The sequence below is a fragment of the Maridesulfovibrio sp. genome, from assembly GCF_963677005.1.
In the GTDB taxonomy this organism is placed as follows: domain Bacteria; phylum Desulfobacterota; class Desulfovibrionia; order Desulfovibrionales; family Desulfovibrionaceae; genus Maridesulfovibrio.
The window spans coordinates 4,223,173-4,241,333 of the sequence record NZ_OY781616.1; the positions used below are offsets into that span (position 1 = coordinate 4,223,173).

At 52.1% G+C, this 18,161-nt stretch carries 16 protein-coding genes; 8 read left to right on the top strand and 8 right to left on the bottom strand.

All coding sequences use genetic code 11. The annotated features are described in order from the left end of the window. Position 1: 1 nt before the first annotated feature. From ACKU4E_RS18645 to ACKU4E_RS18670, 6 genes are all read right to left on the bottom strand, one after another. A complete protein-coding gene (locus ACKU4E_RS18645) occupies positions 2-1,291 on the bottom strand; it encodes a small ribosomal subunit Rsm22 family protein (RefSeq protein ID WP_320172571.1) in 1,290 nt (429 codons plus the stop codon). Then, entirely contained in the window at positions 1,281-2,834 is a 1,554-nt protein-coding gene (locus ACKU4E_RS18650; RefSeq protein WP_320172572.1) for an ASKHA domain-containing protein, read from the bottom strand. The genes ACKU4E_RS18645 and ACKU4E_RS18650 overlap by 11 nt, the downstream gene beginning before the upstream one ends. Before the next feature lie 88 nt (positions 2,835-2,922). Continuing rightward, positions 2,923-3,720, bottom strand: a complete 798-nt coding sequence (locus ACKU4E_RS18655; protein ID WP_320172573.1) for a sirohydrochlorin cobaltochelatase — start codon at positions 3,718-3,720, stop codon at positions 2,923-2,925. 117 nt (positions 3,721-3,837) lie between these two features. Continuing rightward, positions 3,838-5,607 (bottom strand): chemotaxis protein CheW, encoded by a 1,770-nt coding sequence (locus ACKU4E_RS18660; RefSeq protein ID WP_320172574.1) that lies wholly within the window; start codon positions 5,605-5,607, stop codon positions 3,838-3,840. 18 nt (positions 5,608-5,625) lie between these two features. Further along, a complete protein-coding gene (locus tag ACKU4E_RS18665; RefSeq protein ID WP_320172575.1) occupies positions 5,626-6,351 on the bottom strand; it encodes a histidine kinase in 726 nt (241 codons plus the stop codon). A gap of 25 nt (positions 6,352-6,376) precedes the next feature. Continuing rightward, positions 6,377-6,772: a response regulator gene (locus ACKU4E_RS18670; RefSeq protein WP_320172576.1), complete on the bottom strand. Its 396-nt coding sequence runs from the start codon at positions 6,770-6,772 to the stop codon at positions 6,377-6,379. 152 nt (positions 6,773-6,924) lie between these two features. On the opposite strand from ACKU4E_RS18670, the gene ACKU4E_RS18675 reads away from it, so the two are divergent. Further along, the gene (locus ACKU4E_RS18675; RefSeq protein WP_320172577.1) at positions 6,925-7,515 is read left to right on the top strand and encodes an RNA methyltransferase; all 591 of its coding nucleotides are present in this window, start codon (positions 6,925-6,927) and stop codon (positions 7,513-7,515) included. Here ACKU4E_RS18675 and ACKU4E_RS18680 read toward each other — a convergent pair. Continuing rightward, positions 7,504-9,153 carry a glycosyltransferase gene (locus ACKU4E_RS18680; RefSeq protein ID WP_320172578.1) on the bottom strand — a complete coding sequence of 550 codons (1,650 nt, stop codon included), beginning with the start codon at positions 9,151-9,153 and terminating at the stop codon, positions 7,504-7,506. The genes ACKU4E_RS18675 and ACKU4E_RS18680 overlap by 12 nt on opposite strands. 186 nt (positions 9,154-9,339) lie before the next feature. Here ACKU4E_RS18680 and ACKU4E_RS18685 point away from each other — a divergent pair, with 186 nt between their 5' ends. From ACKU4E_RS18685 to pdxA, 6 genes are all read left to right on the top strand, one after another. Then, the gene (locus ACKU4E_RS18685) at positions 9,340-9,948 is read left to right on the top strand and encodes an L-threonylcarbamoyladenylate synthase (protein ID WP_320172579.1); all 609 of its coding nucleotides are present in this window, start codon (positions 9,340-9,342) and stop codon (positions 9,946-9,948) included. A gap of 1,095 nt (positions 9,949-11,043) precedes the next feature. Further along, positions 11,044-11,523, top strand: a complete 480-nt coding sequence (locus tag ACKU4E_RS18690; protein WP_320172580.1) for an NUDIX hydrolase — start codon at positions 11,044-11,046, stop codon at positions 11,521-11,523. A 25-nt stretch (positions 11,524-11,548) separates the two neighbouring features. After that, positions 11,549-12,997 (top strand): glycogen synthase GlgA, encoded by a 1,449-nt coding sequence (gene glgA / locus ACKU4E_RS18695; protein ID WP_320172581.1) that lies wholly within the window; start codon positions 11,549-11,551, stop codon positions 12,995-12,997. A gap of 8 nt (positions 12,998-13,005) precedes the next feature. Further along, the gene (locus ACKU4E_RS18700) at positions 13,006-13,224 is read left to right on the top strand and encodes a hypothetical protein (RefSeq protein ID WP_320172582.1); all 219 of its coding nucleotides are present in this window, start codon (positions 13,006-13,008) and stop codon (positions 13,222-13,224) included. Continuing rightward, entirely contained in the window at positions 13,217-15,118 is a 1,902-nt protein-coding gene (gene glgB, locus ACKU4E_RS18705) for a 1,4-alpha-glucan branching protein GlgB (protein ID WP_320172583.1), read from the top strand. The genes ACKU4E_RS18700 and glgB overlap by 8 nt, the downstream gene beginning before the upstream one ends. Positions 15,119-15,300: 182 nt before the next feature. Further along, positions 15,301-16,284, top strand: a complete 984-nt coding sequence (gene pdxA / locus ACKU4E_RS18710) for a 4-hydroxythreonine-4-phosphate dehydrogenase PdxA (RefSeq protein WP_320172584.1) — start codon at positions 15,301-15,303, stop codon at positions 16,282-16,284. 131 nt (positions 16,285-16,415) lie between these two features. On the opposite strand, the gene ACKU4E_RS18715 is transcribed toward pdxA, so the two are convergent. Further along, positions 16,416-16,676, bottom strand: a complete 261-nt coding sequence (locus ACKU4E_RS18715) for a hypothetical protein (RefSeq protein ID WP_320172585.1) — start codon at positions 16,674-16,676, stop codon at positions 16,416-16,418. A 212-nt stretch (positions 16,677-16,888) separates the two neighbouring features. On the opposite strand from ACKU4E_RS18715, the gene lpxB reads away from it, so the two are divergent. Then, the gene (lpxB, locus tag ACKU4E_RS18720) at positions 16,889-18,016 is read left to right on the top strand and encodes a lipid-A-disaccharide synthase (protein WP_320172586.1); all 1,128 of its coding nucleotides are present in this window, start codon (positions 16,889-16,891) and stop codon (positions 18,014-18,016) included. Positions 18,017-18,161 lie beyond the last annotated feature (145 nt).

The following is an 18,161-nucleotide window of genomic DNA, read 5'->3' on the forward strand; positions in this document are numbered from 1 at the left end:
TTTATCCTTTTCTTTTGCCCTTGCTCCGGTAATCGGATTTACCTGAATCTCCCTTCGGGCTGCGAGCGCGTTTTTCGGCTGTATCCCTTTGTTGATCTTTGCGGACTTTTTCCGTTGGAGTCTTCGGGCCGGGCTTTTTATCTTTGTTGCGCTGAGGGAGGTCTACGATCATTGCGCCGGACTTGGCGTCTTTCTTTTCTTCTTCCGGGACAGGCATACCTATAAGTCCGCCGGGAAACAAGGTCCGCGCACCATTTTTTGCGCTCAGCAGAATCTGTCCCTGCTCCGCGCATCCGTACTGGCCGAATCCGCCTTCATCCAGACGGAAGGAGTCCGAGATAGTCCGGATAAGCATTTCCCCTTCTCTGGGTTGCTCCGGAGAATCTTCGGGCAGGCCCACGTACAGGAAACTCAGGCTTACATTATCCTTTTCCAGGCGGCAGCGGATGGAGAGCTCCCGGAGCCATTTGGGAGCATGGTCGGAGTCGAAATTGAAATGGCACCAGGATTTTCCGCGTTCCCCGTTCATGGGGCATTCTTCCGCGTGCGTGCACGGGGCGAGTATGGAATATCCGGAACCGATGAATTCCTCGCGAATGACAGAAAGAACCCTGCCGGACCTGCGAATGCCCGGTTCGATAATCAGCATTCTGGCTTCCGGGGCCAGCTTGGACACCATGGAGCTGCAGAAGTTTTCAGCCCAGACGGGGAGGGGAATGCGGGTTCCCGCCGATGCTTCGTTGACCATATTTGCGCAGACCAGCAGATCAGCCTTTTCACGTATTTTGGAGGTTGAACCGCCTTTGACGTTGACCATGCGCCAAGGAGTGTCCGGACCGGCAAGAGCTTCAAACAACGAGTTCCCTTCACGCATTGATTTCGGCGTGCGGTCCACATTTATAAAGGTCAGTTTTCTGGTGCGCAGTTCCGGTCTGGCTATCCACAGGGCCTGGGCCACGGTGAGCGGTCCGGCTCCAAGGTCGATTACGGTCCCGTTTTCCGGCAGCCTGATATCCAGACCCTGAAAGAGTCTGGAAAGACGATAAAGGTTCCAGGGCAGGAAGTAGCGCAGGTAGGCGTTGAGACTGCGCGGATCGCCCATGTAGTCGTTGGAAAGGCTGGAGCGTTCCCCGGTAAGCGAACGGGAGAGATCGCGAATCGCGTAGTGCAGTTCAGCCATGTGTTTTGCCCGCAGCGGAACGATCCGATCAAGAACGGCCAGATAGCCGTCCAGTATCTCTGATACGTCTGCCGAGGGCAGGGGGAACAGCGAACTTACTTTAATAGACATATTGAAAAATCATCCTTTCGAGATACTTCCGCCCGAAATCCTCGTTCCCGGCCAGTTCCAGTACTTTGGAATTGTCCGGAAGGGTTGCGGCGAAGTCCCGACTTTTTTGATTGTTGGCTAGAATTATAGCTCCCGCAAGGGAGGTGTTGCCTGCGGCACGGGTGATTCCGTATGTTTCCGCAGGAATGAATCCGGTGCTGACCAGATCGTTTATGTTGACATGCTGCCCCATGGCTCCGCCGAGTATTATCTGCCGGAGTTCTGAAGGGGCCAGCCCGGCATCCTCAAGCAGTGCGGACATGGCAAGATTGAAGGCGGCCTTGACTTTCAGGATTTCCTCCACGTCTGCGGCGGGCAGGAAAAACCCGTCCCTGCCGAGATCGAGTGCCGGTGTGCCATGTATTTCGGTTATGTTGCGGGCCAGTCGCGCGGCAAGCGGCGTATTGCCGGGGGCGAAGTTTCCTTCCCTTGTGAGCACACCTGCTTTCAGCAGCAGGGCGCAGAGTGAAAGATAACCGGTGCCGGTTATACCCGGAATTTCATCCTTCTGCTCTCCGTCTATGAAGGACGGAACAAGTCCTGCCGGGCTGAGAGTGAAGGCGGAGACTGCACCCGGTCCGGCCGTACGTCCGTTGCTCATTCCGACTCCTTCAAGAGCCGGTCCCATCGGCACAGAGGAGACAATGTACCTGTTCTCGGATAATCCCAGAACAAATTCTCCGTTGGTGCCGAGGTCCGCAAAGAGATACGGGTATTCCGGTTTTTCCTTTGAAAAGTTGAGCGCCACTATCCCGGCGGTTATATCCGCACCAACAAACGGAGCCAGATGGGGCGGGATGTAAGCCTGCGGGAGGTCTGTGTCAAGGTTTACAATGTTCCCTCCACGATCGGGAAGGGTGTATGGTGCACGGCAAAGCCCCTCTACGTTATGCTGCGAAAGAATCGAAGTCATGGAAGGGTTGCCGGCAACGACCATTTCTTCGACCTGTCCGGTTCCGGCAATGATCTCCTTCAGCCTGCTGGTGACAAGCTTTGAAAGGACGGTGCACTGTCCCGGAATGGAAGCATAAGCCAGTCTGGACATGACCTCGCTGCCAAGTCCCATCTGGGGGTTGAGTTCCCGGCCGGATTTTACCGTCTCTCCGTCAAGGGTAAAAGCCCAGTGCAGTCCGGTTGTGCCAAGGTCCACGGCCAGTTTCAGTTCACCGTTCATCTGTTCAGATGATGTGTCGGTAATTCTGGGGACCACCCGTTTTGCCGGGGGAATGGTCACCCGTGCGGCTTCGGCCCTGTGCAGGCAGGAAAGCCTCCAACCTGCTTCGATTTCCTGCGGACTGAGCTTTTTCTGTTCTTCCTTGCGTGCTTCCGGAGGCTCGGATTCAAATTTCACTTTGCACAGTCCGCACCTGCCCATGCCTGAACACAGCGGAACTTCCCTGAACGCCCCGTGCAGGAAAAGCACCTGCGCAAGGCTCCGTTCGGCAGAAGGCTCAATTTCCGTGACGCTTCCGTCTTCGAAACGTACATGCAGTGATTTTTCCATATTCATGCTTCCGTAAAAAAATTAACCGCACCGGCATATGCTATATGCGGTGCGGGGTCTTGGCAAGGCAGGTGAGCAGTCAGGGGGCTCAATTGTCCAGTTTCTTGATGGCCTTTTCCAGATTTTCCATCCAGCGGGCGGCAAAAATATCGAATTCCCCTATCCCCTTGGGGATGGCGATAACCTCTATTCCTCTGGAAGCAACAATGCTTTTCCATGAGTTTTCATGCTCCCCGGCCATATCTTTTTTGACGTGGTTTCCGGCTCCGAAGAATAGGGGAAGCATGTAGGCTTTTTTTATGCCGGATTTTTTTATGCGTTCACTTATGTCCACTACGGCGTCTTCGGAATTGAGTTTGCCGAGGTACGCGTTTTTGTCCTTGGATTCCAGACGCTGCTTGAATCTGTCATAAAGGGCGTTGCCGCTGTCGGAATATTTCGAACCGTGGGCAACCAGAATCAGGGCTTCCTTTTCCGGGTCCCTTTCTTCCAGCAGGGTCAGGATCAGGTCTGATACTTCGTCTATTTCCTGTTCCCCGGTAAGCAGCGGATATCCCAGAACGGCCTTTTCAAGACCTGTTTCTCCGTTTTCCACCCTCTTTACAAGTCGGCTGATGTTGTTGAATTCCGTTCCGGCAACAACGTGGAGGGACTGTACTACAACATGGGTGACACCGTTCCGGGCCAGTATTTCCAGATTCTGTTTGACTGTTGGAAGGGATTGCCCTTTTTCTTTCAACTTCTTGAGGATGTGTCCCGATGTAAAAGCACTTTGAATGATAGTATCCGGGTAACGTTCCTTGGCCATCTTCAGAATATTGCCCAGCGCAGAGCTGGCAGCTCTGTTGTTTGAGCCGTGTGCCGCGAACAAGATGGCTTTTTTCATCAACTGATCCTGTATTATTTTTTGTCTGGGGTTAGAGGACTTGAACCCATAGCAGACAATTCCTGCATAGAAAAGCCTTTTAGGAGGATTGGAAAAAAATCCTGGGAGCAGTTCCTGTTAGTCTTCAGAATCGTTCATCTGGCTGGATATAAGCGTTTCCGTATCTATTACCAGAGCGTCCTTTTCGCCCATCATCCCGAAACCGAGGATGGGCAGCTTGTAGATGCTGTTTACAGGCAGGGTGAATCCGGTGACGACAGCCTTCTGCTGACGCAGGACATCATCAACCATGATGGCGGCTTTTATCTCGCCCATTTTAACGAGAATTACCTTGGGTATGACTCCCGGACCTGGTTCGGGCAGGTCGAATATCTTGTACATCCGGATGAGAGGATGAACCTTTCCGCGAATGGAGACTGTTTCCCGGCCGTCCGGAAGGTCGGTGAAATCCTTTTCCGATGGTTCATACACCTCAAGCACTTCCCGGCTGGGGAAGATGAATGTCTCTTCACCTACTGTGGTGATCAGCGCATCCACGATGCCTTCGTTGACCGACCTGCTCAGGGGGATGGCTATGGTAAAAGTCGATCCTTTGCCCAGTTCGCTCTTGATTGATATCTTGCCGTCCAGGGTATTCTTGATTGCCGTTACCACGGCATCCATACCTACACCCCTCCCAGAGATATCGGTTACGGCGCTGGCTGTGGAGAACCCGGACTGGAGGATGAACTCATAGATTTCTTCCTGAGTGTATTCCTTTTCCGGGTCTGCGATTCCCTTCTCCAGTGCTTTGGTCAGAAGTATTTCGGAATCCAGTCCTTTTCCGTCATCGCTGATTTCGATGTATGCGAATTCTCCCTTGCGGGAAGCTGCGAGATGGACACTGCCCATTTCATCCTTTCCGGCCATCTGGCGGTCGTCCGCAGATTCAATCCCATGGTCGAGGGCATTTCGCAGCAGGTGTACCAGCGGCTCGTTGAGACACTCGACAATCGTTTTGTCCAGAGCCAGATCATCTCCGTCTATGGTGAACTTGATACGTTTACCCAGTTTCTGCGATGTAGATTTGACCAGCCTGTGCATGGGCATGAAAATCTGTTTGAGCGGGACCATCCTGATTTCGTCAACCTCGGACTGCAGATTGCGGATAACCTTGTCCAGCTCGGACAGACTGGAGTAAATTTTGGAAATATTATCGGACTTGGTCTGGGCTATGACCGCATAGGTGACCATCAGTTTGCCGACCAGTTCAATGAGCGAGTCCAACTGCTGGGTTGAAACCCGGATGGAGGAAATCGCCTGAGCATCCTTTTTGCGGGGTTGGGGCTTTGCCGGGCTTGAAACTTCACCGGTTCCCATTGTTTTTGCGGCTGCCTTCTCGGGTTCACCCTGGCGGGCTTCTTCTGCCGGGGGCGGGGTTTCGCCTGCATCGGAAGATTCGCTTTCATCCTTCGGCGGGGATACCGGGTCCATCTTTTCCCAGCCGTCCGCCTCGTCCGGGGTTTCACCGACCATGGCCGCCATTTCGGCCATCATTTCCCGCTCGGCTTTTTCAAGGTCGAAAGAAGATTTCGATGCGGACTCTGCACTGTCTGTCGTCTTTCCGGATTCTATTCTGGCAGCGCCCTTGTCCAGCAGGCCGCCGATGCAGAAATAAAATCTTTTCTGAGCTTCCGTGATATCGAGCAGAGTGGAGACCAGTTCCGGGGTGATCGGTGTTATGCCGTCGTTCAGCATGTCCATCAGGGCGATGACCTGAGCCGAGGGCATTTTCACATGCTCCAGTCCCAGGTCCTGCAGGACAGGTGTAATATTTCCCGAGCCGTGTTCCAGGTTGATGATTGATTCCTGAAGCTGGCTGATACAGCTGGAAATACTGTCTTTCATTATCCGTTTACTCCGGCGTTACTTTAAGAAGCTCTCTCTGCTTTCAAAAACAGGCAGGTATTTTTGAAAACCCCAGGAATAAAAGATGCCCATGCTCTGGTTGTTCATTCCGGTAAGGCCTATTTCTCTGGAATCGGCATATTCGGCAATCAGTTCAAAAAAAGTTGAACCGACCGAAACGGATTCGCTGAAATCGAACAGAACCGGCCTGCCAGCATCCATGGAGTCCATTTTCTCGCGCAGCGCCTGCAGCTGATCCTGATGGAAAAGTCTTCTGGCCTTTACGGTGACTATTTCCGAATCTTCCAGGGATTCCACTTCCACCGGGCTCCCTGTTTCCGGACCTGCCACGGAAGACGGGCTGCCTTCTCCGGAAAGTCTGGACTCTATGTCATCCGTTGCCGCCTTGTCATAGCTTCCTGTCTCACGCAACTGCTCTATGAGCATGAAGATGGAGTTTACGGACTCTATGGCCAGCGCGATCTGGGGCAGTTTGCGGTCAACTTCCCCGGACTGCATTTTTTTCAGGAAACTCTCCACCTTGTGCGTAAAGGCTGAGGCCGGTTCAAAACCGGACATGAATCCTGTTACCCCCTTGATCGTATGCAGCGGTCTTGAGAGTATTTCTATGCCCTCTTCAATGCACTGCTCGTCAAGAAGGTCTATGCCTTCCAGCACCTGCGGATAGTATTTGTCGTTTACTTCTGAAAAGAATTCTTCGACAAGGGAATCGTCTTCACTCATATTATATATCCCATCAAGCCGGATATTATTTTTGCAGGAGACCCAGCTTCTCAAGTTCCGCGTAAAGTTTGTCCCGTTCGACCGGCTTTACTATGTAGGCTGAGGCCTCGACATCGTGGAATGACTTAATGACCGTCCTGGCATCATTCAGAGCCGTGGTCATCACAACTTTGGCCGGATTTCTGGTCCCGGAGGATTTCTCAAACTTTCTTATCTCCGCCAGGGCGGTGAGGCCGTCCACTCCGGGCATCATTATATCCATGAGGATAAGTCCGTAAGGATTCCCTTCTTCGTACGCCAGTCTGTATGCTTCTATGGCCTCTTCGCCGTTTACGACAATGTCTATCTGGAAAAGCGGGGCCAGGAAAGTGGACAGCAGTTTTCTGCCCACGAATTCGTCTTCCGCAATTAATGCGCGCATTGAATCCTCCGAATGATATATTCTTTGAAAGAATTGCACATGATGGTTTTTTTGGCAATCCAATGTCAATTTATTTCAGTAAAATGTTGTCCATTCTGATTGAGATTATGGCAACCTTGCCAAGTTCATCTGTGTGCTGTACCTAATTCCGCATGAAAAGCTACAGAACACCGCAGAGAGAAGCGAGAGTAATGGAGGTGCTGTCCAAACGGCAGAAGGACCTCACCCTGATTATAGATAATGTCTGGGACCCTCATAATGTTTCCGCCATATTGCGCAGTTGTGATGCATTCGGCGTGTATGGGATACATTTATACTACACCGAGTCCTCATGGCCGGAACTGGACAGTAAAGCTTCCGCATCCGGCAAGAAATGGGTTGAACGGAAGATTCACAGCGACCCTGCTGCCATGATCGGCGGATTGCGTGAGCAGGGATATCAGGTCTTGAGGACCGGGTTTTCGGATTCCGCCAGACCGTTGATGGATTTCGACCTGAGCAAGCCTTCGGCTGTCATCCTGAGTAACGAACACAGCGGTACGGCACCCGAGCTTGCGGAACTCGTTCCCGATGAAGTCTACATACCCATGCAGGGCATGATCCGCAGTTTCAATGTTTCCGTTGCTGCGGCCATTATCCTTTATCATGGATTCACGCAGCGTTTTGCCGCCGGGATGTATGATTCACCTTCATTCGATCCGGATGAAATGGAAGCCCTTGCGGAGCGCTGGCTAGCCCGCTAATTCGCTCCATTTCTTTTCAGCGTCGGCCCAGAGTGACTCCAGGTCCCGCGTGAAAACGGAATTGAGTACTTTTTCCGAATACTTGCTTTCCAGCTTGATTTTATTGCCGAAAACCTGAGCCATGGATTTTGCGCTGGAGGCCTTGGCAAGACTTGAATGCTGGATGTGGCCTATTCCAAGCTGGCCTGCGTAGACGTGTGTGTATCCTGCCGCGTAGGCCCGCAGGTCGCGTTCAAGGTCATCGAACTGGGTCGGGTTGAAACGGACATCGAAGCCGCCGCACCGGTGAACAGCTTCCATGTTGAGCATGTGGCAGCAGCCGGAGAGGTGCACAGCCGGACGGGTGTAGGTGAACTGCCCGTAATCGAATGCATTGCGGCAGCTGTCGAAGACCATGACCCTTTCTTCCAGTCCTTCTATCTGGGATACGGTTCTATCCGGCGGAAAAAGGTGGTAGTCGGCGGACTGGAGCGATCTGGGCTCGCTGGTGGAAGTTATGCGGCAGCCCACGGCTCCGGGATTTCCATGATGTTCTGCCGTGGCCAGCAGATGCTCCAGCCAGTTCTGCGGCAACTCCACATCATCGTCGAGAAAGACGGCCCATTTGGCCTTGCGGGCTTCCGGTTCGCTGAGAAGCCAGTTGCGGGCCGGAGGAGCTCCCACGTTGATCGGCAGCTGTATTCCCCGGTACCGGCCTTCCTGAAACCGTTCCGCCGCGTTTGCTACAACTTCCGCTGTGGTATCGTTTGATCCGTTATTCAGAGCCAGCACCCTGGCGCCTCCGATGTTTGAAGCGGCCACGTTCTTTAGGGTTTTTTCCATGAGGGCACCGTTGTTCCAGGAGTAAAGCAGGATGACTACATCATCGGAAGTGTCCAGAGCCCCCCGGATGTCGATGGGATGTTTCAGCGCGTGCAGCTTAAGCCCCCAGTTTATATTCCACATGTTTTCCGTCCACAGTCCATGCAGTGCCTTGATGCCTTCCTCTTTTGCATCAGAACGCAGCAGCAGTTCGGCGCGCATGTAGTCCTTCCATAAGGACCAGACTTCACCGTCAAGATTTTCTACTTCCTTGAGAGCTTCTTCCGGAGTGCCGTATAAAAATCTGTATTCGGCGTAGAGCCGCTGCCGCAACTGGGTTAATCCCTCATCCCATTCAATTGTTTCCAGAATGCTCAAGGGCAGTTCCGGGCTCCCCATGCGCAGCAGAGTGTCCCATGACCCTGCCAGCCATGAAAGACTGTGCGGCCCGCGCAGAAACGGGAAAAGATGCCTTATTATCAGTTTTGAATCTGCGGAGAGCAGCAGGTTGTCCAGATCTTCCTGCGGTATTTCGTGCTGAGGGGAGGACAGAAGAGTCTTGAGCAGCCCCGTACCCTGTCCCGATCTGCCTTCATGATTGAAACATGCGGCCGCAGCCTGCATGTCCAGCGGATTCTGGGTCCACAGCAGTCTGGCTACTTTCCCGGATATGTCGGCCAATTCTTTGCTTGCGCTCGAACGGCTGTCCAGCATGTTTATCAGCCCTAGCTGTCTTCCGGGCTCTTCGGTGCCCAGAACCCAGAGGGGAATGATCTTTTTCAGTTCATTCAGAGTAGTTGCGGCTTTGGAAACCGAGGGCGGGTCTTGCAGGTTCATCTTTCACTCCGGTTGCTGGTGCTGTAGTCCGTCCACTAATATGATAAACCGGCAATAAAGTCATGCCGGATTGCACGGTGCTTCAGAAGCCGTGATGGCCGAGACATACCAAAAGATGCTGGACATAATGTCTAAAGCTGGTATTACTATGCGTTCCGCACGCCTTGTGCTCAATGGAGTTTAACAATGACCGAACAGGAAGCAATAGAGATAATAAAAACCGGCGGGGTTCTGATTTATCCCACCGAAACCCTTTTTGCCGTGGGCGCAGACGCCTGTGACGAAAGGGCTGCCAATCGTGTTTCGCGCATAAAGGGCAGACCTGTCTCCAAGCCTCTTCCGCTCATTATCGGCAGTATGGAACAGCTTGATCTGGTGACGGATTTTGCTTCGGCAGAACTGCTCAAGCTGGCCAGTCAGTTCTGGCCGGGATCTCTGTCGATTCTTGTAAAGGCCCGTTCGGAACTTCCTTCCGTGGTCAAGGATTCGCGCGGCTATACATCCGTCCGTTGGACGGACCATCCTCTGGCCGGTAAATTATGCGTAAAAGCGCGTACTCCGCTTATAGCCACCAGTGCAAATATGAGCGGTAAACCGGCCGTTGCCAGGGCCGAAGATCTGGACGAAGATCTGGTAATGGCTGTCGAGGGAGTCTATGACGGAACTCCCGGTCCCAGGGGCGGGGCTCCGTCCACAGTCGTCGAACCGCTCAAAGGTGGAGTTGTGAAGATTTACCGGGACGGAGTCATTCCCCGTTCAACACTGGTCAGAGCAGGATTTTCCATAGCCGATTAATTTTTTTGTATTTTCAAGCAGTTGGACCTGTCCTTCGGGGCAGGTTTTTTTGTGTTCAAATTTTTGCACCGTCCGGTCCGCGGTACTGGTGAAGGGCGGCTCCGCAGCCTGTTTTTCCGGATTCATTTCATCCGGTCCCGGTTGTGCGGGACTTTTTTGTATCCTTCGATGCGTGTTCCGGTCGGTCTGGAGTTGCGAACTCCGGTATGAAGGGTAAAAAATATTTTACCGCAGTTGACCGTATGGAAGCTCTCCTCGTCAGTCAGTAAAAAAAATTTAACTCCAAGCTCCTGCTGTATGAACCTGCTGAATTTTATTTTTGTCTTTTATTTAAGTATCTTGTTCTAGAAAAAGTTTGCTTGAATTACTTGGCACGCACGTTGCAATATTCAAATCACCTTCATTCTTTTGCTGAGATAATGCCGAAAACGGGCCTCGTCAGAAAACTGGCGAGGCCTTTTTCGTTTGGTCATCACTTTTCGATTTTTCTAGACTTTTTCTATAGGTTAAAAATATTTAACCGCAAAAGCCGTTCTGAACGGTATATACTGCGGACAGTTAAAAATATTTTACCGTGCTGAAAAGTGGGTGTACTAATTAGTTTTTGTAAAAGCGTTTTATTTCAATGTGTTGCTGCGTATTGTGGAGTGCTTCTGTTTTTGGCACGCCGATTGCTAAATCAAAATTACCTTCATTCTTTTGCTGAAATAGTATCGAAACAGGCCTTGCCGGAAATGACCGGCGGGGCCTTTTCGATTTTTTGCACTTCTCTCGAAATTTTTCCCCGCTGCGGCCTGTGCCGCTATGGTATATTTGCCGGTCTGCAACAGGTTCTTAACCTTGTATAAGGTTCCTGCGGACATTCATCTGCTAACCTTTATGGTTTAGCTGGGGTGTAATCTGTATAAACGGCGTTAGAAGAGTTCAATAAATTATACCGCATTGTTTAAAGCGATAACTGATCGTAAGAAAATGCAAATCCTCTTGTCATGAAACTTCATTCCGGTTAATTGTCAATAGTGAGTGCGGCAACAGTTTAATTGACCGCAGGAATGTACATGACGAGTATCAATATAATATATAAGGGTGTCTTGTATGCTAGGTTCAAAACCGTGTCCGCATTGCGGGAAAGATGTGGTCATATATCGCAATCCGGTTCCCACTGTAGACATAATAATTTTTGATCCGCAACGCGGTGTGGTGCTTATAGAGCGTAATAATCCGCCTCTTGGATGGGCATTGCCCGGAGGGTTTGTTGACTATGGGGAGAGCCTGGAACATGCTGCCGTGCGTGAAGCCAGGGAGGAAACAGGGCTTGAAGTCTCCCTGACCGGTCTTGTAGGTGTTTATTCCATGCCGTGGCGGGACGACCGCCAGCATACCATAAGCATAACATACAGTGCCGTTGCCAGTGATCCGGGAGCGCTGGCAGCCGGGGACGATGCTGGTAACGCCCGTTTTTTTCAGTTGGACGCTCTACCGGATCTGGTCTTTGATCACAGGGATATACTTGGTGATTTCTCTTCGAAAATCTTGAGGTTGCAAACTTCTTCTACCGTCTGCAGCACAGACTAACAGGTAAAAAAACGGAGTAGGATCGGTGTACGAGGTTTTATATGTAACATCGGAGATGTATCCTTTTTCCAAAACCGGGGGGCTCGGCGACGTTATGGGGGCGCTGCCGCCTGCAATCAGCCGCAATGGAGTTCGGACTGCGGTGGTGACCCCGTTCTACGGGCGTATGAATCTGGACGGACACAAACTCCGCCTGGTTTATTCTGATCTGCATATCGGTTACCCATGGCCTTCCACAACGGCTGAAATCTACCAGACAGATTACGAAGGTATTTCGGTATATTTTGTCGGTCGCGGTGAATACTTTGATCGGCGTCATTACTACAACACCCATAACGGGGACTACTTCGACAATTGCGAAAGGTTCATCTTTTTCTGCAAAGCAGTCCTGAAGCTGGCGCGGATGCTGCCTTCGCCCCCGGCAATAATCCATTCCCACGACTGGCAGTCTGCTCTGGTGCCGCCATACCTGTATTTTGAGCGTGCCGGAGATTCCTTCTGGACCCATACAAAAACAGTTACCACAATTCATAATCTGGCTTTTCAGGGACGGTTTTCCGAAAGGCTTTTTCACGAATCCGGGCTGCCCCCCGAAGCATGGTCCATGCATGGTGCGGAGTTTTACGGAGACCTGAACATGCTTAAGGCCAGCGTCGCTTATAGCGACGCTGTGACTACGGTCAGCCCCTCTTATGCGCAGGAAATTCTCGGACCTGAATTCGGCTGCGGTCTGGAAGGTTTTTTGAACAGCCAGGCGCACAAGCTGGAGGGAATTTTAAACGGAGCGGATTATTCGGTGTGGGACCCCGGCAGCGACAAGTTTCTGCCGTGCTGCTACGGACCGGACGCCGTACAGGGAAAGCAGGAGTGCAAGATTTCCATGCTCAGGGAATTCTCCATGTCGGAGCAGCTTGAAGATAAGCCCGTGCTCGGGTTTATCGGACGGTTGCGTGACCAGAAGGGGATTGATCTGCTCATTGACATCCTGCCCGGGCTGATGGAGAAGGACCTGGGAGTGATCGTACTCGGCGAAGGTAATCTTGCCTATGAAGCCCGGCTGCAGGAACTGATGGAGAATTATCCCGGACGGCTGTGCGTTCTGGTCGGATATACTGAAAATCTGGCGCATCTCATTCAGGCCGGAACGGATATTTTCCTTATGCCTTCCCGATATGAACCATGCGGTCTGACCCAGATATACGCGTTGCGTTTCGGTACACCGCCGGTCGCTACCGCAGTCGGCGGCCTGCGCGATACCATTACTCCCTATCCCGCTGACGGTGCTACCGGATTCACCTTTGCCCGTCCCGAATCCGGGCTTTTCTACGATGCCATTATGCAGGCCCTCGGTGCCTGGGAAAACCGGGAGGAGTGGGTCCGTATGGTTGAGCGGGCCATGCGCAAAGAATTCACCTGGGACCGCGCGGCGCACGAATACATAAACCTGTACCGCAAACTCGGTGCAAGAATTTAGGGGTTGAAATGTCCCGCAGAGAAATTGAAAAACTTGCCGAAAGGCTGCATGTGGATGTCGAAGGTCTGGAACTTGTGGAGGCTGTGCGTCTGCTGCAGCGGATAGAAGGACACTTTGATTGTTTTGCACGGGCTGAAAGCGGCTTCTGCGATCAGACCGGTTGCTGTTTTTATACAGAATGCATGGAAAATTCGACCAATTCCGAGGAAAATACCGCCGATGCCTGAGACTCTGCCAGTTTACATAGCTCCGTTTGATCTGTTCCTGTTCGGTAAAGGAGAGCACTGGGATATCTATCGTATTCTCGGTGCCCATTTCGATGTGCAGGAAGGGATGGAGGGCTACCGTTTTGCCGTATGGGCTCCCAATGCCCGAAATATATACGTCACCGGAGATTTCAACGACTGGGATACGAAAGCCAACCGTCTTTTTCCGGTCGGGGTTTCCGGTATCTGGGCCGGTTTTGTTCCCGGTGTCCGCCCCGGTCTGCTTTACAAATACAATGTGGTAACCGGCGATGGCCATGAAGTAATGAAAACGGACCCCTTTGCATTTCGTACGGAAATGCGTCCGGGGCATGCCGCCGTGACCTGGGGGCTGGACAACTACAACTGGGATGACGAAGAGTGGATGACAAGGCGGCGCGCAACAGGTCTTCCTCTGGACAAGCCGGTGTCGTGTTACGAAGTGCATCTCGGTTCATGGCGGCGTGAGGGCTGGAACTACCGTTCCTATCGCCAACTTACCGGAGAACTGATTCCCTACGTCAAGGATATGGGCTTTACCCATATAGAACTCATGCCCATTGCCGAGCATCCTCTTGACGAATCATGGGGATATCAGACCACCCATTACTATTCTCCCACTTCCCGCCACGGCAACCCGGACGACCTGCGGTATTTCATCGACCGGTGCCACAGGGAAGGGATAGGCGTTATACTGGACTGGGTTCCGGGCCATTTTCCCAAGGACGAGTGGGGACTGGGGCGGTTTGACGGAACGGCCCTGTTCGAGCATGCCGATCCGCGCAAGGGAGAACATCCCGACTGGGGTACCTATATTTTCAACTTCGGGCGGCATGAGGTCAGCAATTTTCTGCTTGCCAACGCATTGTACTGGCTCAAGGAATTCCACATCGACGGATTGCGTATAGACGCCGTGGCCTCAATGCTCTATCTGGATTATTCCCGGAACGAGGGTGAGTGGATTCCAAACGAGCATGGCGGCAACGAGAATCTGGAATCCATCGAACTGCTCAAGAATCTCAACACCGTGGTACACAAGCAGTTTCCCGGAGCCATAATGGTAGCTGAGGAATCAACTTCCTGGCCGGGAGTGTCGCGGCCCGTCTACACCGGCGGACTAGGCTTCACCTTCAAGTGGAACATGGGCTGGATGAACGATACGCTTGATTACATGGAGCACAGCCCCGTTCACCGCTCCTATCATCAGAACAAGCTTACGTTCTCCATGATCTATGCCTTCAGCGAGAACTTTTTTCTGCCTCTCTCCCACGATGAGGTAGTGCACGGCAAAGGCGCGCTTCTTTCCAAGATGCCCGGAGACACCTGGCAGCAGATGGCCAACCTGCGCCTTCTTTTCAGCTATCAGTGGGCCCATCCGGGTAAGAATCTGCTTTTCATGGGCTGCGAGTTCGGGCAGTGGAACGAGTGGAATTGCCGGCAGGAACTTGATTGGATACTGCTGGATTTCCCCTCCCATCAGGGTCTGCGCAATACCGTGAAAGACCTTAACCGGCTGATGCTGGATAATCCGGCCATGTACAGGCATGATACGGACTGGTCCGGGTTTGAATGGGTTGATTTCAGCGATTACAAGTCCTCGGTCATGAGTTTTCTGCGTAAGAGTGACGGCGATAAACCTGTGCTCTGGGTTTTCAATTTCACGCCGGTTGTTCGGACAGGATACTGCCTCGGCGCTCCCGAAGGCGGCTACTGGAAAGAAATATTCAACTCGGATGCAGAAATATACGGCGGTTCCAATGTCGGGAACGTAGGGATGGTCGAAGCACGCAAAGCCGGAGACGTGGGTGCATTTCCGTATTATCTGGAGCTTACCCTGCCGCCTCTGGCAGCCATTGCCCTGAAGCCGGAAGGTTGATCGGCGGCCGGTTTTAAGCCGAACAGCATGGTTTGACCTGCGGAGTTGGATTTGTCGCGCTTCGCGCTTTTGATAATCTGACTTCGCCGCTGGCGGCGAAATCAAGTTGTAAAAAGCGCGAAGCTCATCAAAAGTTATCCCCTGGCAGTCGGTCAGGGATTTTTTATTAGATGGTACTGATTATGAAGAAAGAAATATGCGTTACTCTTGGTGATCCTAACGGGCTTGGCCCGGAGCTTGTGTGCAGGTTGTTTCCTGACCGCAGGACGGACCGGGCATACCTGATGCTTGGTCCGGAAAACGGTCTGCTCTGGCATATGGAGAAGCTCGGGTTGGAAAAATTTTATACAGTTCTGGACAATCCTGCGGAAATCGCCGGGGCCGAGCCGGGATACTACCTGTATTGTCCAGCGGTGTTGAATGATTTCGAACTGAAGGTTGGTATGGCCGATCCGGAAGGCGGGCGCTGTGCCGGAGAATCTCTTGAGACGGCCATGGAACTGCTCAACAGCGGGACTGTTGCAGGGCTTGTCACCTGTCCGCTCAACAAAGCCATGCTTCAGCTTGCCGGGTTCGATTTTCCGGGACATACGGAATTTCTGGCCACAAGGTCCGGTGTCGGCAGGGAGAATGTCTGCATGCATCTTGGCGGTCCGAAACTTAAGGTCAGTCTTGTTACAACTCATCCACGGTTTGTGGATATTCCGGGGCTTATCACTCAGGAAAGAATTCTTCGCTGCATTGAACTGACCGACGGGCTGATCAAATCACTGGGGCTGGACGGGCCGATTGCAGTATGCGGGCTGAATCCTCATGCCGGGGAGTCCGGCAGGATAGGTACGGAGGAAATCGAGGTAATAGAACCTGCAATACGTGAGGCCGTGAAGCGCGGTTTCAATGTGGAAGGGCCATTCCCCGGTGATACGGTTTTCTATTTTGCCGCAGAAGGCAACTACAGTGCCGTGCTGGCCATGTATCATGATCAGGGCCTTGCTCCGCTGAAGCTGCTGCATTTCAGCGAGGCGGTAAATATCACTCTGGGCCTTCCTTTTCCGCGGACATCGCCGGACCATGGCACCGGTTATGATATTACCGGTACCGGCAGGGCTTCTCTGGAAAGTTTCGAAGCCGCTATGGAGGCAGCTGAACTGATGGTGGACGCCTGAGCAGGCGGAGTTTTCGATAAGAGAGGATGAACCGTTTTTTACTGTAAAAAAGCAAGAGGGGAAGACCAACTTACTGGTCTTCCCCTCTTGTCTGCCGGAGCCTCACCGGGCTCCGCTGCAGTAAAGAAAACTTAAACGCCGAAGGGGCCGAACTTCTTGACGTATTCCTGAAGTTCTTCCCAGAGGTGTTCGGAAAACTTGTCGTACTTTTCAGCTGCTGTGTCGTAGCTTTCAAGTTTTTTTACGACTTTGGCAGCCTTATCGTATACACCCTTGAATTCTTCTTCGTCCATTCCAGCCATTTTCATGGCCTCTTCTTTGGAAAGGTGACCGGTATGGACAAAGACCCCGGACAGAACGCCCATCATTTTTTTTACGTTCTTCTGAGCCATTTCGCACTCCTTAAAAAAAAGTAATAATTGGTTAACCTCGTCAGCCATATTGCTGTTAACACTATATTCCTCATAATTGCAAGTAGTTCGGCAATGCCCGGAGCATTTACTGGTTATTATTTTCAGTCTTTTGAGCCATCTGTCCGGGACCATTGCTTTTTGCCCGTCCCGCAAGTATTGTCTGGCTTCCCGCAGAGCGGGAGGAAATAAATATGAATAAATTCAATAATAGCATTTGGATAAACGCAGGAGAAGCCTCAGGCGACATGCACGGGGCAATGCTTGCACGAGAACTGGTCAAGCGCGACCCCGGCCTCAGGATTATGGGCATGGGCGGCTCGGATATGGAAAAGGCCGGCTGCGAGCTGCATTACTCCATGCAGATGATCAATCTGGTGGGTTTCACGGAAGTTTTTCCAAAGCTGCCCAGCCTGCTTCGGCTGTTCGGAAAAATAAAGTCCGTATGGAAGAGGGAGCGTCCGAAGTGTGTTGTGCTTATAGACTGCCCCGACTTCAATTTCCGGCTGGCCAGAATTGCACATGGGCTCGGAATTCCGGTATATTATTATATAACGCCGCAGATTTGGGCCTGGAGACAGGGAAGGGCCGAATTCCTGAAAAAATATGCTCGCAAGATACTGTGCATTCTTCCGTTTGAGCAGCAGTTTTTCAAGGACCGCGGGGTGGACGCCACTTATGTGGGGCATCCGCTTATGGATATTATCCCTTTGTCCGATCTTGATGCGCTTGAACCTGATCCGAATCTTGTGGGGATACTGCCGGGCAGCCGCAGCAGGGAGATATCTTCTCTGTTGCCGGAATTTGCCAAGGCGGCAGAAATGCTTGCCGGAGAGTTTCCCGATCTTCATTTTTCAATTGCCCGTGCTCCGGGAGTGCGTGAGGAGAAGTTGCGCAGTTTCTGGCCGGAGCGGTTGCCGGTGACCATATGCGGTCCTGACGAGCGGTACCGGATGATGCGCAGATCGAATGTTATCATGGCCGCTTCCGGAACTGCGACGCTTGAATGTGCCCTGATAGGAACTCCGACTCTGGTGGCCTACAGGATGGCCCCGCTTACGGCTTTCCTTGCACAGAAGGTGATTAAGGTAAAATACGTCAGCCTTGCCAATATTATACCTGACAGACTCATTCTGCCGGAGTTCCTGCTGCATAATGCCACTGCGGAGAATTTCTTTGAACAGGTAAGGCAGTGGGTGGCAGAACCGCATACCGCTTCCGCCGTACGCAGCGAACTTTCGGAACTGAGGGAAATGCTCGGAGCCCCGGGAGTTGCGTCCAGAACCGCGGATGCCATACTTGAAGACCTACACAGCATCTGATTGACCGGTTGAGATATTTACTCCTCGTGTATAAATAATTTTACAGTCTGTATACTTGTTCGTTTTTGCCTTTCGGTTTGCGCAGGTAATTGCTTTTAGCCCGGTTTGAGACTAATCTCGGCGCAGGATTTTGCCTGCCGTTGTA

Excerpts from the sequence above, each read along its gene's own strand:
- ACKU4E_RS18655 (WP_320172573.1), bottom strand. The coding sequence starts at position 3,720 with ATGAAAAAAGCCATCTTGTTCGCGGCACACGGCTCAAACAACAGAGCT.
- glgB (WP_320172583.1), top strand. The coding sequence starts at position 13,217 with ATGCCTGAGACTCTGCCAGTTTACATAGCTCCGTTTGATCTGTTCCTG.
- ACKU4E_RS18645 (WP_320172571.1), bottom strand. The coding sequence starts at position 1,291 with ATGTCTATTAAAGTAAGTTCGCTGTTCCCCCTGCCCTCGGCAGACGTA.
- ACKU4E_RS18690 (WP_320172580.1), top strand. The coding sequence starts at position 11,044 with ATGCTAGGTTCAAAACCGTGTCCGCATTGCGGGAAAGATGTGGTCATA.
- lpxB (WP_320172586.1), top strand. The coding sequence starts at position 16,889 with ATGAATAAATTCAATAATAGCATTTGGATAAACGCAGGAGAAGCCTCA.
- ACKU4E_RS18675 (WP_320172577.1), top strand. The coding sequence starts at position 6,925 with ATGAAAAGCTACAGAACACCGCAGAGAGAAGCGAGAGTAATGGAGGTG.
- ACKU4E_RS18680 (WP_320172578.1), bottom strand. The coding sequence starts at position 9,153 with ATGAACCTGCAAGACCCGCCCTCGGTTTCCAAAGCCGCAACTACTCTG.
- ACKU4E_RS18650 (WP_320172572.1), bottom strand. The coding sequence starts at position 2,834 with ATGGAAAAATCACTGCATGTACGTTTCGAAGACGGAAGCGTCACGGAA.
- pdxA (WP_320172584.1), top strand. The coding sequence starts at position 15,301 with ATGAAGAAAGAAATATGCGTTACTCTTGGTGATCCTAACGGGCTTGGC.
- ACKU4E_RS18700 (WP_320172582.1), top strand. The coding sequence starts at position 13,006 with ATGTCCCGCAGAGAAATTGAAAAACTTGCCGAAAGGCTGCATGTGGAT.
- ACKU4E_RS18665 (WP_320172575.1), bottom strand. The coding sequence starts at position 6,351 with ATGAGTGAAGACGATTCCCTTGTCGAAGAATTCTTTTCAGAAGTAAAC.
- ACKU4E_RS18660 (WP_320172574.1), bottom strand. The coding sequence starts at position 5,607 with ATGAAAGACAGTATTTCCAGCTGTATCAGCCAGCTTCAGGAATCAATC.
- ACKU4E_RS18685 (WP_320172579.1), top strand. The coding sequence starts at position 9,340 with ATGACCGAACAGGAAGCAATAGAGATAATAAAAACCGGCGGGGTTCTG.
- ACKU4E_RS18715 (WP_320172585.1), bottom strand. The coding sequence starts at position 16,676 with ATGGCTCAGAAGAACGTAAAAAAAATGATGGGCGTTCTGTCCGGGGTC.
- ACKU4E_RS18670 (WP_320172576.1), bottom strand. The coding sequence starts at position 6,772 with ATGCGCGCATTAATTGCGGAAGACGAATTCGTGGGCAGAAAACTGCTG.